This window comes from Micromonospora endophytica, assembly GCF_003236305.1.
GTDB lineage: Bacteria > Actinomycetota > Actinomycetes > Mycobacteriales > Micromonosporaceae > Micromonospora > Micromonospora endophytica.
Genome location: NZ_POTX01000184.1, coordinates 1 through 12,512 on the forward strand (window position 1 = coordinate 1; position 12,512 = coordinate 12,512).

The 12,512-nt window shown below is 71.7% G+C and carries 14 protein-coding genes; 6 read left to right on the top strand and 8 right to left on the bottom strand.

All coding sequences use genetic code 11. From position 1 onward, the window contains the following. Nucleotides 1–69: 69 nt before the first annotated feature. Nucleotides 70–1,056 carry an alpha/beta hydrolase family protein gene (locus C1I93_RS22275; protein WP_111245254.1) on the top strand — a complete coding sequence of 329 codons (987 nt, stop codon included), beginning with the start codon at nt 70–72 and terminating at the stop codon, nt 1,054–1,056. A 74-nt stretch (nt 1,057–1,130) separates the two neighbouring features. Here C1I93_RS22275 and C1I93_RS22280 read toward each other — a convergent pair whose 3' ends face one another. The 3 genes from C1I93_RS22280 to C1I93_RS22290 all read right to left on the bottom strand — a co-directional run bounded on the left by C1I93_RS22280 (nt 1,131) and on the right by C1I93_RS22290 (nt 3,855). Further along, nucleotides 1,131–2,093, bottom strand: a complete 963-nt coding sequence (locus tag C1I93_RS22280; RefSeq protein ID WP_111245245.1) for a zinc-binding dehydrogenase — start codon at nt 2,091–2,093, stop codon at nt 1,131–1,133. A 69-nt stretch (nt 2,094–2,162) separates the two neighbouring features. Continuing rightward, entirely contained in the window at nt 2,163–3,323 is a 1,161-nt protein-coding gene (locus C1I93_RS22285) for an NAD(P)-dependent malic enzyme (protein WP_111245246.1), read from the bottom strand. 139 nt (nt 3,324–3,462) lie between these two features. After that, nucleotides 3,463–3,855: a S24/S26 family peptidase gene (locus C1I93_RS22290; RefSeq protein ID WP_111245247.1), complete on the bottom strand. Its 393-nt coding sequence runs from the start codon at nt 3,853–3,855 to the stop codon at nt 3,463–3,465. 25 nt (nt 3,856–3,880) lie between these two features. Between C1I93_RS22290 and sodN the strand changes: the two genes are divergently transcribed. Beyond that, nucleotides 3,881–4,285 (top strand): superoxide dismutase, Ni, encoded by a 405-nt coding sequence (gene sodN / locus C1I93_RS22295; protein ID WP_111245248.1) that lies wholly within the window; start codon nt 3,881–3,883, stop codon nt 4,283–4,285. Nucleotides 4,286–4,412: 127 nt separating this feature from the next. Further along, the gene (locus C1I93_RS22300; protein ID WP_111245255.1) at nt 4,413–4,817 is read left to right on the top strand and encodes an ATP-binding protein; all 405 of its coding nucleotides are present in this window, start codon (nt 4,413–4,415) and stop codon (nt 4,815–4,817) included. 35 nt (nt 4,818–4,852) lie between these two features. Here C1I93_RS22300 and C1I93_RS22305 read toward each other — a convergent pair whose 3' ends face one another. Continuing rightward, nucleotides 4,853–5,242, bottom strand: coding sequence for a hypothetical protein (locus C1I93_RS22305; RefSeq protein WP_111245249.1), 390 nt, complete (start codon nt 5,240–5,242; stop codon nt 4,853–4,855). A 42-nt stretch (nt 5,243–5,284) separates the two neighbouring features. Here C1I93_RS22305 and C1I93_RS22310 point away from each other — a divergent pair, with 42 nt between their 5' ends. Then, nucleotides 5,285–6,229, top strand: coding sequence for a diacylglycerol/lipid kinase family protein (locus tag C1I93_RS22310; RefSeq protein ID WP_111245250.1), 945 nt, complete (start codon nt 5,285–5,287; stop codon nt 6,227–6,229). Between the two features lie 449 nt (nt 6,230–6,678). After that, the gene (locus C1I93_RS22315; protein WP_007072794.1) at nt 6,679–6,936 is read left to right on the top strand and encodes a WhiB family transcriptional regulator; all 258 of its coding nucleotides are present in this window, start codon (nt 6,679–6,681) and stop codon (nt 6,934–6,936) included. Nucleotides 6,937–7,018: 82 nt separating this feature from the next. Here the strand turns inward: C1I93_RS22315 and C1I93_RS22320 are convergent, their stop codons facing one another. The 4 genes from C1I93_RS22320 to C1I93_RS22330 form a co-directional block, all read right to left on the bottom strand. After that, nucleotides 7,019–7,792, bottom strand: coding sequence for a sirohydrochlorin chelatase (locus C1I93_RS22320; RefSeq protein WP_420811760.1), 774 nt, complete (start codon nt 7,790–7,792; stop codon nt 7,019–7,021). After that, nucleotides 7,774–8,556 (bottom strand): phosphoadenylyl-sulfate reductase, encoded by a 783-nt coding sequence (locus C1I93_RS22325; protein ID WP_111245252.1) that lies wholly within the window; start codon nt 8,554–8,556, stop codon nt 7,774–7,776. Before C1I93_RS22325 ends, C1I93_RS22320 begins: the two co-directional genes overlap by 19 nt. After that, a complete protein-coding gene (locus tag C1I93_RS31725; protein WP_181445283.1) occupies nt 8,553–8,714 on the bottom strand; it encodes a hypothetical protein in 162 nt (53 codons plus the stop codon). Before C1I93_RS31725 ends, C1I93_RS22325 begins: the two co-directional genes overlap by 4 nt. A 76-nt stretch (nt 8,715–8,790) precedes the next feature. Then, entirely contained in the window at nt 8,791–10,512 is a 1,722-nt protein-coding gene (locus C1I93_RS22330; RefSeq protein WP_111245253.1) for a nitrite/sulfite reductase, read from the bottom strand. Between the two features lie 337 nt (nt 10,513–10,849). Between C1I93_RS22330 and C1I93_RS22335 the strand changes: the two genes are divergently transcribed. Next, nucleotides 10,850–12,512, top strand: a 1,663-nt coding sequence (locus tag C1I93_RS22335) for a glycosyltransferase family 39 protein (protein ID WP_111245256.1), incomplete at its 3' end; no start/stop codon positions are given.

Here is a 12,512-nt window from a genome sequence, read left to right on the forward strand (position 1 = left end):
CCCCAACATCACCACCTTCGAGACCCGCCCCGCCCGCTGACCCTGGGGGAAGGGAGGATTGGGGGCATGTTGCGCCGTGTGCCTTCTGCTCTGCTCGCCAGCACGCTGCTCGCCAGCATGCTGGTCGGCTGTTCCAACGACCCCGAAACCACGCCGCAGGCGACTCCAGCCGCACCGCAGGCGACTCCAGCCACACCGCAGCCCACCACGGCCGCCTCAGCGGCACCGGCGATCCCACCGGGCAGCGCCCCGGAACAGAGCTTCGCGGTCGGCGTACGACAGCTGAAGCTGAACCGCGACGGCGACCGGCCGCTGCCGGTGACCGTCTGGTACCCGGCGGCCGGGCGGGCCGGCGGTGCGCCGACGACCTCGGCCGACGCGGCGGCCGGGAAGTTCCCGGTGGTCATGTTCAGCCACGGCCTGGGTGGCCGCCCCGCCGACTACGCCGAGTTGCTGACCCGCTGGGCGGCAGCAGGTCTCGTGGTGGCCGCGCCCACCTTCCCGCACACCTCCGGTCCCGGCGAACCCAACGTCCTCGACGTGCTCAACCAGCCCGCCGACGTGTCGTACGCGCTGACCCAGCTTCTCGCCCTCGACGCGGACGCCGACGATCCCCTGCGCGGGCGGCTGGCCACCGACCGGGTCGCCGCCGCCGGACACTCCGCCGGCGGGGTCACCACCATCGGGCTGTTCACCTCCGGCCGGGACGAGCGGCTGGCCGCCGGGATCGTCTTCGCCGGTACCGCCCTCGGGGTGGGTACCGCCTTCGCCGGTGCCGCGGCACCCCAGCTCTTCGTGCACGGCGAGGCCGACGAGGTGGTGCAGTACGCCACCGGCAAGGCCGTGTACGACAAGGTGCCCTGGCCGAAGGCGATGCTGAGCCTGCCCAACGGCGACCACGGCCGGGCTCTGCTACGCGACGGACCCGCGCTGCGGGTGGTGGCCGACACCACAATCGAGTTCCTGCGCTGGACCCTCTACGGCGACGCCGCCGCCAAGGAACGCATCGCCGCTGCGGCCCGCGACGACCTCGCCACCCTCGACAACCGCCTGTGATCGAAGGAGGGGCCCCCTGCTAACGCCTCGTGTATAGCAGGGGCCCCCTCCTAACACATCAGCCACACCTACGCTCACGCCGTGTGATCGACGACGACCTTGCCGAAGGCGTCGCCGGAGTGCAGCCGGGCGAAGGCGTCCTCCACCCGGCTGAACGGCACCACGCTGTCCACCACCGGCCGTACGCCCCGCTCGGCGCAGAACGCCAGCAGGTCGGCCAACTCCCCCGGCGTCCCCATCGAGGTGCCCAGGATCTCCAGCTGCATGGCGAAGACGCGACGCAGGTTGACCTGGGGCTCGTGCCCGGCCGTCGCGCCGGAGACCACGATCCGGGCACCGGGCGCGGCGGACTTCAGCGAGTGGTCGAAAGTCGCCGCACCGACGGTCTCGATCACCACGTCGACCCGTTCGGGCAGCCGCGCGCCGGGTTCCACGGCCGTCGCCCCGAGTTGGACGATTCGTTCCCGCTTGGCCGGGTGCCGGCTGGTCGCGTACACCCGCTTGCCCATCGCGGCGGCGAGCGCGACCGCCGCGGTGGCCACGCCCCCGCCGGCGCCCTGGACCAGCACGGCGTCGGCCTCCTCGACGCGGCCTCTGGCGGTCAGCATCCGCCACGCGGTCAACCAGGCCGTGGGCAGGCAGGCCGCGTCGGTCGCCGCCAGGTCCGCCGGCAGTGGCAGCAGATTCGACCGGGGTACGGCCACCCGCTCGGCCAGGGTGCCCGGGAAGTGCTCGGAGAGGATGGACATGCCGCGCGGGTCACCGGGGGTGGGTACCACGGGGTAGACGACCATCGCGTTGCCGTCTGGGTCGATGCCTACCGCGTCGCAGCCGAGGATCATCGGCAGTTGCTCGGGGCGCAGCCCGACGCCACGCAGCGACCAGAGATCGTGGTGGTTGAGCGAGCTGGCGGTGACGCGCACCGTCACCCAGTCGTCGTCGGGCAGGCTCGGCTCGGGTTGCTCACCGACGGTGAGCGCGGCGAGCGGGTCGGCGTCGTCGAAACGGGAGGCGAAGGCGGCACGCATGATCCGCACGGTAACAAGCTGATCGGGTGTTAAGAAGGGGCCCTTCCTCTACACGAGGCGTTAAGAAGGGCCCCCTCCTTACATTCGGGCGGCGTCGGCGACGGCTGCGGCCACGGCGGGGGCGACCCGGGGGTCCAGCGGGGAGGGCACGATCGCCTCGGGGGTCAGTTCGTCGGCCACCACGGCGGCGATGGCGTCGGCCGCTGCCACCTTCATGGCGTCGGTGATCCGGGGGGCCCGAGCCTGGAGGGCGCCCCGGAACACGCCGGGGAAGGCCAACACGTTGTTGATCTGGTTGGGGTAGTCGCTGCGGCCGGTGGCGACCACCGCGGCGTGCCGTCCGGCCACCTCGGGATCCACCTCCGGGGTGGGGTTGGCCAGCGCGAACACGATTCCGCCCGGGGCCATGCCGGCCACCGCCTGCTCGGGGATCCGTCCGCCGGAGACCCCGATCAGCACGTCGGCGTCGCGCAGCGCCTCGGTGATGTCACCCTGGCGGCCGTCGGCGTTGGTGAGTTCGGCCAGCTCGGCCTTCACGCCGGTCAGGCCACTGCGGTACGTGGAGATGATCCCCTGGGAGTCGCAGACCACCACCTGGTCCGGGTCCACTCCCCCGGCCACCAGCATCCTGGTCACCGCCACCCCGGCCGCGCCCGCGCCGCTGACCGCCACCCGCAGGTCACCGAGCTTGCGGTGGAGCAGGGTCGCGGCATTGCGCAGCGCGGCCAGCACGACGATCGCGGTGCCGTGCTGGTCGTCGTGGAACACCGGGATGTCCAGCGCCTCGTCGAGCCGCCGTTCCACCTCGAAGCAGCGCGGGGCGCTGATGTCCTCCAGGTTGATCCCGCCGAACGACGGCGCGAGCGCCTTGACCGTCGCCACGATCTCGTCGACGTCCTGGGTGTCCAGGCAGACCGGTACCGCGTCGACCCCGCCGAACTGCTTGAACAGCACGGCCTTGCCCTCCATCACCGGCAACGCGGCGCGCGGGCCGATATTGCCCAGCCCGAGTACGGCCGAGCCGTCGGTGACGACCGCGACGGTGTTCGACGCCCAGGTGTAGTCGTGGGCGAGCGTCGGGTCGGCGGCGATGGCCTCACAGACCCGGGCCACCCCGGGGGTGTACGCGAGGGAGAGGTCTTCCCGGCTGGTCAGCGGCACTGTCGAGACGACGGCCATCTTGCCGCCGGAGTGCAGTCGGAAGACGGGATCAGCGGGGTCCACGGTGGACGAGGGCATGGTGACTCCAGGATCTGTCGAGCAGCTGGGCCGGCCGGTCGGGCGCACGGTGAGGCGGCGAGCGGCGGCGAGCGGTGCGGGGGGTCACCCGGACGTCTCCGAGCATAGTGGGAAGGGTGGGGTCGTCATGTGAGGAGGGTCATAACCGGCGGGACGGCACCCGACCCGGCCGGGGCCAGTAGCGGGCCACCACCCGACCGGCCACGTCTGCCACCCCGTACACCCGGGAGTCGTCGGTGACCAGGCTGTTGTCGCCGTACAGCCACCAGCCGCCGTCGGTGGGTCGGATCGCGCGCTTGACGACCAGCAGGTCCGGGCGGCTGCGGAAGACGGCCACCACCACGTCACCCGGGCGGATGGCCCGGCCACCCCGGCGGACCAGCACCGCGTCGCCGTGCCGCAGCGTCGGGGACATGGACGGACCGGTCACCAGTACGGCCGACAGCGGCCAGTGCAGCCGTGGCGCGGACAACCGTTTCACCTCCAGCGACCTCGGGGACCATGCTCCAGGAGTAATGTCGTCTTGGATCATCGCAAACTTCCTATGGAGGATCCCGATGCGACTTCCACGCATCCTTGCGCCTCGCGTGACCGCCAGCGCGCACTGTGACCTGCCCTGCGGTGTCTATGACCCCGCGCAGGCTCGGATCGAGGCCGAGTCGGTGAAAATGATCTGCGAGAAGTACCAGGCCAACACCGACCCCGAGTTCCGTACCCGGGCCATCCTGATCAAGGAGCAGCGGGCCGACCTGGTCAAGCACCACCTCTGGGTGCTGTGGACCGACTACTTCAAGCCGCCGCACTTCGAGAAGTACCCGCACCTGCACCAACTGTTCAACGAGGCCACCAAGCTGGCCGGGGCCGCCGGCGCCAAGGGTGCCACCGACCCGTCCAAGGCCGACGAGTTGCTCCAGAAGATCGACGAGATCTCCAAGATCTTCTGGGAGACCAAGCAGGCCTGATCTTCCGGCCCTGCCGACCGCTCGACGGCCGGCGCGTCCCACCGGGCGCGTCGGCCGTCGACGTATCTGACCGCCACCGCACGTCCGTCCGCCCGAGCCGGTAGAGTCCCCGACCGGGGGGATGAGTGTGACTCAACTGACCGGCCAACCAGCGACCGACGACGTCGTACACCTCACCGTGCCTGCTGACGGCGGTTATCTCGGCGTGTTGCGCACCGCCACCGCCGGCCTCGCGGCCCGCCTGCAGTTCGCGCTCGACGAGATCGAGGATCTGCGCATCGCCGTCGACGAGGCGTGCGCCATGCTGCTCGCCATCGCTGCCCGGGAAGCCGACCTCGACTGCCGTTTCGCGGTGACCGAGGACGCGCTGACCGTCGAGGTCACCGTGCCGACCGTGCCGGGCGCCAAGCTGCCCGCCGAGTCGTCGTTCGCGTGGAAGGTGCTCACCGCGCTCACCACCTCGGCCTCGGCGAGCGCGGCCGACGGCCGAGCGACAATCGCCCTGCTGACTCGTCGCGCCTCGGGGTGGTGACGCGTCGGCGCCCTCGAAGTCCGTGACGCGTCAGCTCACTCGAAGCCCAGGGCCCGGGTGGTGGGCGGGCTCACCAGCAGCCAGGTGACGCCGATCCCGAGCGCGATGAGCGGTACGCCGAGCCAGCCCAACCCACCCTGGATCATGAACCAACCGATCGGCAGCAGCATGAGCTGGAGCACGATGGCCGGAGCGCGGGCACCGGCCCGATGCCGCAGCAGCGCCCCGCCCAGCGCCCAGAGCGCGGCGGCGGCACCTGCGGCGAAGAGGGTGATCAGCACCGCCGAGAGCAGGTCGGTGCGGGTGGCGGTGAAGTTGGCGACCAGCAGTCCGGCGGCGATCAGCCCGACGACGACCGCCTGGCCCCGCAACAACCGGACCGCCCAACGGAGGGTGACGGGGGTCGGGACGGAGTCAATGGCCACGCGGACACGATACCCGTGACGGCGCGGAGTACAGTGCCGCCCATGCGGGCCGTCCTGCTGATCAATCCGAAGGCCACCACGACGAGCGAGCGCGCCCGGGACGTGTTGGTCCGGGCGCTACGCAGCGAGGTCGACCTCTCCGTGCGCTACACCCGTCGGCGAGGTCACGCCACCGTGCTGGCCCGGGAGGCCGCCGCCGAGGGCGTCGACGCCGTGGTGACTCTCGGTGGCGACGGCACCGTCAACGAGGTGGTGAACGGCCTGATGACGACCACCTCGGCCGGTGGTCAGCCGCCGACGGCGGAGCGGCTGCCCGCCCTGGCCACCGTGCCGGGCGGCTCGACGAACGTCTTCGCCCGAGCGCTGGGCCTGCCCCGGGAGTGGCCGGAGGGCGCCAGCATGATCCTGGAGGGGCTGCGGCTGGGCCGCTACCGGACGATCGGCCTCGGCCGGGCCGACGACCGCTACTTCACCTTCTGCGCGGGCTTCGGGCTCGACGCGGCGGTGATCCATCGGGTCGAGGAGGCCCGTCGTCGCGGCCGGGTCTCCTCACCGGGTCTGTATTTTCGCGCGTTCACCGCACAGTTTCTGTTCGGCTCCGAACGGCGACACCCGGCGATTCGACTGGAACGACCCGGCGAGGACACGGAGGGTGATCTGGCGACCGTCATCGTCCAGAACACCGCCCCGTGGACCTACGTCGGCGACCGGGAGGCCAACCCGAACCCGGAGGCGTCGTTCGATCTGGGCCTTGACGCAATGGCTTTCCGCCAGCTCGGCGTCGCCAGCACGACACGCACGGTGACACAGTTTCTCTCCAACACGCCCGATCCACACGGTCGCCAAGTGCTGCGGCTGCACGACGTGGACGAGTTCACGCTGGTCGCGGAGCGTCCGCAGGCGTTCCAGCTCGACGGCGACTATCTTGGCGAGCGGGAAAAAATCAGATTCGCCTCCGTTCCGGCCGCACTCAGAGTAATCTGTTAGGTCTCCGGCAACTCGGGTAGAGACTGGATCGGGCGCGCGCCCCCGACGCGTGACCACCGCGACACTCAAGACGCGCGTCGGAAATGTCGGCATTGTCCGGCGGACTGTACTATATTGATCAATGCTGGTGATACAGCGGGTAGCCGGAGCGCTCCGGAACCCGGACAAATGGGTTGTGGGCTTGCTCACCGCCCGGAGTTTTTCCAAGCGCCACCCTTGACATTGCGTGAGTTCGTGAAAGTATTCACAAGCGAACTTGAGTTACCGGGACATTGCCTGGATGTGCTCAGCAGGTTGAGCCGTTCCAGCAGGCCCCCGGCCCCCACGGGCCTGCTAACGCACTGCCGAATTGACGGACGCGAACCGTCACCACGGCAATGCGTATGCATATAGGAAAAGCACCAAGAAGCAACATCTGCCACCCATCCAGAATGAGGAGTGTTGCCGCCATGGACTGGCGTCACCATGCTGTCTGCCGCGACGAGGACCCGGAGCTGTTCTTCCCGATCGGGACGTCCGGTCCGGCTCTCCTGCAGGTCGAGCAGGCCAAGGCCGTCTGCAGGCGCTGCTCCGTGACCGACCAGTGCCTGCAGTGGGCGCTGGAGTCCGGTCAGGACGCTGGCGTCTGGGGCGGGATGAGCGAGGAGGAGCGGCGCGCTGTCAAGCGTCGCGGCGGCCTCCGGGTGCTGCGCGCTCACTCCGCCTGACCACAACCGCACCGAAGCGACGCCCCGGCCGGCTCTCAGCCCGCCGGGGCGTTCTGCTGCCCGGCAACGGCAGCCCCAGAGATCAGTCATCGACCCGGCGGAGTACCAGCTCGACAAGTTCTGGCGCGTCGGTCAGCGGGCCGGCCACCGCCACCGCACCGGCGGTGTGCGCCGCGGTGGTCACCGCGTCGTGAAAGAGGCCCGGAGCCAGGAAGTACGCGGCCACCGCCACCCGCCGCGCACCCGCCGCCCGTAGCCGGGCCACCGCCGTGTCGACGCTCGGGGGCGCCGCAGAGGCGTACGAGACCCGGGTCGGCGTACCGAGAGTCGCACCGAGTGCCCGGGCCACCCGTCCGACGGAGGCACGCGCGGCCGGGTCCCGGGTGCCCGCGGCGGACAACACCAGCGCGTCGAACCGGCCCGGCTCCGCCTCGGCCAGTCGACGCCGCAACCCGTCCAGCAGCACCTGATCCACCTCGTCACCGACGGGACCGAGCACGTCGGTCACCCGTACCCGGATCGGTGGCCCGGACCCGTTGGCCGCGGCCACCGCCGCGGGGATGTCCACCCGCCGGTGGTACGCAGCGGTCAGCAGCAACGGCACCAGGACCGCCCGGGCGTGCCCGGAAGCGGCCAGGTCACGCAATGCCTGCGCCGGATCGGGCTGGGTGTGGTCGAGCCAACTCGCCAGCACCGACGTGCCCGGCCGCGCCGCCGCGACCGCTGCGGCCAGGGCCCTGGTCGCCTCGGCCGCCCGTGGATCGCGACTGCCGTGGGCGACCAGGAGCACCGGGTCGGGAGCCGACCCGGACTCCCCGGGTCGGCTCCGACCGTCACTCAGAGATGCAGCCCGCACTCGGTCTTCTCGAACATGGCCCAGCGACCGGCCCGCGAATCCTCGCCGGCCCTGGTCCGCCGGGTGCACGGCCAGCAGCCGATCGAACCGTAGCCGCGCCGGAACAGCTCGTTCACCGGCACGTTCCACCTGGCGATGTACGCGTCGACGTCCGCCTGGCTCCAGGCCGCGATCGGGTTGACCTTGACCTTGCCGCGTCGCGGGTCGAACGCCACCACCGGCGTGTTGGCCCGGGTCGGCGACTCGTCGCGGCGCAGCCCGGCGGCCCACGCGTCGTAACCGGAGAGCGCCCGTTCCAGCGGTTCCACCTTGCGGATCCGGCAGCACTCGTCCGGCGACCGGTTGAACAGTCGTGGCCCGTACTCGCCGTCCTGCTGGCCCACGGTGAGTCGCGGCCGGATGGACCGGACGGTGACCGGCAGTGTCCGGGCCACCTCGTCGCGGACGGCGAGGGTCTCCGGGAAGTGCAGGCCGGTGTCGAGGAAGACCACGTCCACCCCGGGGGCGACCCGGGAGACCAGGTGGGCGAGGACCGCGTCCGCCATCGAACTGGTCACGCAGAACCGGTCGCCGAAGGTCTCCGCGGCCCAGCGGGCGATCTCCGCTGCTGGCGCGCCCTCCAACTCACGGCCGGCGCGTTCGGCCAGCGTACGCAGTTCGGCCGGGCTACGCCGGCCCGTCTCGACCGGCCCGGCGGCGGGCCGGTCCTGGACCGGGGTGGTGCCGACCAGCCCGAGGCCGGCGGCGGAGAGCAGTCCGCTCATCGCTGCACCCCCCGGGAGAGCAGGCCGGTGAACCGGACGGTGAACACCCGGGCGCAGGCGTGGCACTCCCAGGCGCCGGGCCCGGTCTCGTTCGGCCGCAGGTCCTCCTCGCCGCAGTACGGGCAGTACAGGGGTGCGGCTCGGGTCTCACCACTCATCGCGCCACCTCGCTACGCTCGGCGTCGCGACGAGGCTCCGCAGCGCTGCATCGAATGATTCGCTCGCTACGGTCGCTCATCGCAGGTCCTCCTCGTCGGCACGAATCACCCAATTGGCGAAGGTCTCGCCCTCGGTGCGGCCGGCCAGGTAGTGCCGGACCAGCCGCTCGACGTAGTCGGGAAGTTCCTCTGCCGTCGTCTTCAGGCCGCGCAGCTTGCGCCCGAAGCCGGCGGACTGACCGGCGGCCATGCCCAGGCCACCGCCGAGGTGCACCTGGAAGCCCTCTACCTGGCGGCCGTCCGGGCCGGTCACCAGCTGGCCCTTGAGGCCGATGTCGGCCACCTGGGTGCGGGCGCAGGCGTTCGGGCATCCGTTCAGGTGGATGGAGATGTCGGCGTCCTTGAGATCCGCACCGGCGAGCCGTTCCTCGAGCTGGGCCACCAGGTGCTCGCCGCGCGCCTTGGTCTCGACGATGGCCAGCTTGCAGAACTCGATGCCGGTGCAGGCCATGGTGCCGCGCCGCCAGATCGACGGACGGGCTTCCAGGCCGATCCCCCGCAGCGCCGTGACAAGCGACTCCGTCCGCTCCGGCGGCACGTCGAGCACCAGCAGTTTCTGGTACGGGGTGAGCCGCACCCGGCCGCTGCCGTGCGCCTCGACCACGTCCGCGAGCTGGGCCAGTTGGCTGCCGGAGACCCGCCCGACCACCGGGGCGGCACCGACGTAGTGCCGGCCGTCGCGCTGGGTGTGCACGCCGATGTGGTCGATCGGCTTCTCCGGCAGCTCCGGGGCCGGCCCGTCGAGCAGCGTCCGGCCCAGGTATTCCTTCTCCAGCACCTCGCGGAACTTCGCCACGCCCCAGTCGGCGACCAGGAACTTCAACCGGGCCCGATGGCGCAGCCGGCGGTAGCCGTAGTCGCGGAAGATGCCGACCACACCGGCCCAGACGTCCGGCACCTCGGCCAACGGCACCCAGACGCCGAGCCGCTGGGCCAGCATCGGGTTGGTGGAGAGACCGCCGCCGACCCAGAGGTCGAAACCCGGACCGTGCTCGGGGTGGTCGACGCCGAGAAAGGCGATGTCGTTCGCCTCGTACGGGGTGTCCACCAGCCAGGAGATCGACGACTTGAACTTGCGGGGCAGGTTGGAGAACTGCTTGTCACCGACGTACCGGCGGACGATCTCGTCGATCGCCGGCGTGGGGTCGATCAACTCGGTCTCGGCCACCCCGGCCACCGGGCTGCCCAGCACGATGCGCGGGCAGTCGCCGCACGCCTCGGTGGTCTGCAACCCCACCGACTCCAGTCGCCGCCAGATCTCCGGCATGTCCTCGACCCGGATCCAGTGGTACTGGATGTTCTGCCGGTCGGTGATGTCGGCGGTGTCCCGGGCGAACTCCTGGGAGATCTCGGCGATGGTCCGCAGCTGCGCCAGATTGAGCTGGCCGCCGTCGACGCGGACCCGGAGCATGAAGTACTCGTCTTCCAGCTCGTGCGGCTCCAGCACGGCGGTACGCCCACCGTCGATGCCGGCCTTGCGCTGGGTGTAGAGACCCCACCACCGGAACCGGCCCCGCAGATCCTGGGGGTCGATGGAGGCGAAGCCCCGGTGCGCGTAGATGTTCTCGATCCGCTGCCGTACGTTCAGCGGGTCGTCGTCCTTCTTGGTCCGCTCGTTGGGGTTGAGCGGCTCACGGTGTCCGAGCGCCCACTGGCCCTCGCCACGGGCCCGTCGCGGTGCCCGCGCGGGTCGCGCCGGGGGGTTCCCGGGGCGGGCCGGAATCTCGCTGACCGCCATCGCGGCGTCCTCCGTTGTCTACGGTGCCTCGGTTGGGATACCCGCACGCGACGACCGGGCTCCCGGTGAAGCCGTGGACAGCGGTGTCATGACGGCCCGGCGCGCTGCGTGCCCGAGGCAGGATTGGTCGGGCGTCGTCAGTGAGCCGGACAGATGGCGCTGCGCACGCGGCCGTAGTCGACGTGGCGGCGGGCCACGAAGCGACGAACCACGGCGGCAGTCATAAACGTTATGTTTCCACACCTCGACGGGACCGGCCAATAACCGGGTGTGCGATCCCACATCACGGGCGATGACTGCCGCCACCGCAGACCCGTTGCTGTGGCAGGCTCACTATATGGGTGAATTGCCCGGTACGCCGGTTCCTGCCGCCGGAACGGGGGTCCGACTCGGCAACGTACGCCCGCACACCCGGCCGGTGTGGCTGCTGCCGGCGGCGGTCACCCTGGTCGTGTCGCTGGCCGGGCTGGATGCCGCCCAGCCGTGGCGGGACGAGCTGGCGACCTGGAGTGCCGCCACCCGGACACCGGCCGGACTGACCCGGATGGCCGGCACCATCGACGCCGCTTCCATGCCGTACTACCTGCTCATGCACGCCTGGGTGGCGGTGGCAGGCGACTCGGTGGCCGCCCTGCGCCTGCCCTCGGTGCTGGCGATGACGGCGGCGGCCGGACTGACCGCCGGGCTCGGGCAGCGGCTCGGCGGCACCCGCCTGGGCACCCTCGCCGGGCTGCTCTTCGCGCTCCTCCCCGGCACCTCCCGGTACGCCCAGGAAGCCCGACCGTACGCCCTGGCGACAGCGCTCGCCGTGCTGAGCACCCTGCTGCTCGTCGATGCGCTACGCCGACCCGGCTGGGCCCGCTGGGCCGGCTACGCGGCCGCGACCACCGCCCTCGGGCTGACCCACCTGATCGCCCTCACTCTCCTCGCCGCCCACGCCGTGCCGGTGCTCGCCGCCACCAGGCGGAGACGGGGACAACCGCCCCCACCCGAGCCCGGCCATTCGCGGCCGAGCCCGCCTGACCCCGGCCAATCGCGGCCCGGCCCGCCTGACCCCGGCCAGTCGCGGCCGAGCCCGCCTGACCCCGGCCAATCGCGGCCCGGCCCGCCAGAGCCCAGCCAATCGCGGCCCGGCCCATCCGGGCTCGGACGATCACGGCCGGGCCGGTGGTGGCCGCTCGGGTGGTGGCTCGCCGCCCTGGTGCCGGTGGCGCTGGCGGTGACGCCGCTGGCGCTGACGGCCGCCGGCCAACGGGCCCGGCAACTGGACTGGGTGGACGCCGCCCGCCCCGCTGACCTGGCGGCGCTGCCCGGCGGGGTGGCGCAGAGCGGCGTGGTCGGTGGCCTGCTGCTCGGGCTCGCCGCGCTCGGCCTGGTCCAGGGCGGTCGGCGGCTGGTGCTGCCGGCGAGCTGCGTCCTGATTCCGGTGGCGCTGCTCTTCCTCGCCGGTCTGGTCGTACCGCTCTGGGTTCCTCGCTACCTGGTCTTCGTGGTGCCCTTCGCCTGCCTGCTGGCCGGCGGGGCGTTGGCCTCGGCCCGGTTACCGGGCGCCCTGGCCGTGGTCGCCCTGACCGGGCTGCTCGGCCTGCCCGACCAGGTCGCCCTGCGTCGCACTCACGAGTGGCCCCGGAGCGCGACTGTGGATTACCGGAGCGCGGCCGAGATCGTCGCGGCGGGCCAGCGGGCCGGCGACGCGGTGGTCTACTCGCCCCGGGACAGTTGGCTCTTCCTCGACCTCGGTCTCCGCTATCACCTGCGCGAACGCACGCCCCGAGACGTGCTGCTCACCGAGGACCAGACCCGCCGGGGCGACTTCTGGGCCACCGAGTGCGACCGGCCGGCCGAGTGCCTGGCCGGCGTCGAGCGGATCTGGCTGTTGACCGCCGGCCGCCACAGCGACCCGCTGGCCGCCGTACCCGGCCCCAAGGGCGACGCCCTCCGCACCCGCTACCACGTCACCCAGACCTGGCCCCACCCCACCCTCACCCCTGTCTCTTATA

What these genes read in the sequence shown, in the direction of transcription:
- C1I93_RS22285 (WP_111245246.1), bottom strand. Translation starts at nt 3,323, where the DNA reads ATGCCCTCGTCCACCGTGGACCCCGCTGATCCCGTCTTCCGACTGCAC.
- C1I93_RS22290 (WP_111245247.1), bottom strand. Translation starts at nt 3,855, where the DNA reads ATGATCCAAGACGACATTACTCCTGGAGCATGGTCCCCGAGGTCGCTG.
- sodN (WP_111245248.1), top strand. Translation starts at nt 3,881, where the DNA reads ATGCGACTTCCACGCATCCTTGCGCCTCGCGTGACCGCCAGCGCGCAC.
- C1I93_RS22310 (WP_111245250.1), top strand. Translation starts at nt 5,285, where the DNA reads ATGCGGGCCGTCCTGCTGATCAATCCGAAGGCCACCACGACGAGCGAG.
- C1I93_RS22315 (WP_007072794.1), top strand. Translation starts at nt 6,679, where the DNA reads ATGGACTGGCGTCACCATGCTGTCTGCCGCGACGAGGACCCGGAGCTG.
- C1I93_RS22325 (WP_111245252.1), bottom strand. Translation starts at nt 8,556, where the DNA reads ATGAGCGGACTGCTCTCCGCCGCCGGCCTCGGGCTGGTCGGCACCACC.
- C1I93_RS31725 (WP_181445283.1), bottom strand. Translation starts at nt 8,714, where the DNA reads ATGAGTGGTGAGACCCGAGCCGCACCCCTGTACTGCCCGTACTGCGGC.
- C1I93_RS22330 (WP_111245253.1), bottom strand. Translation starts at nt 10,512, where the DNA reads ATGGCGGTCAGCGAGATTCCGGCCCGCCCCGGGAACCCCCCGGCGCGA.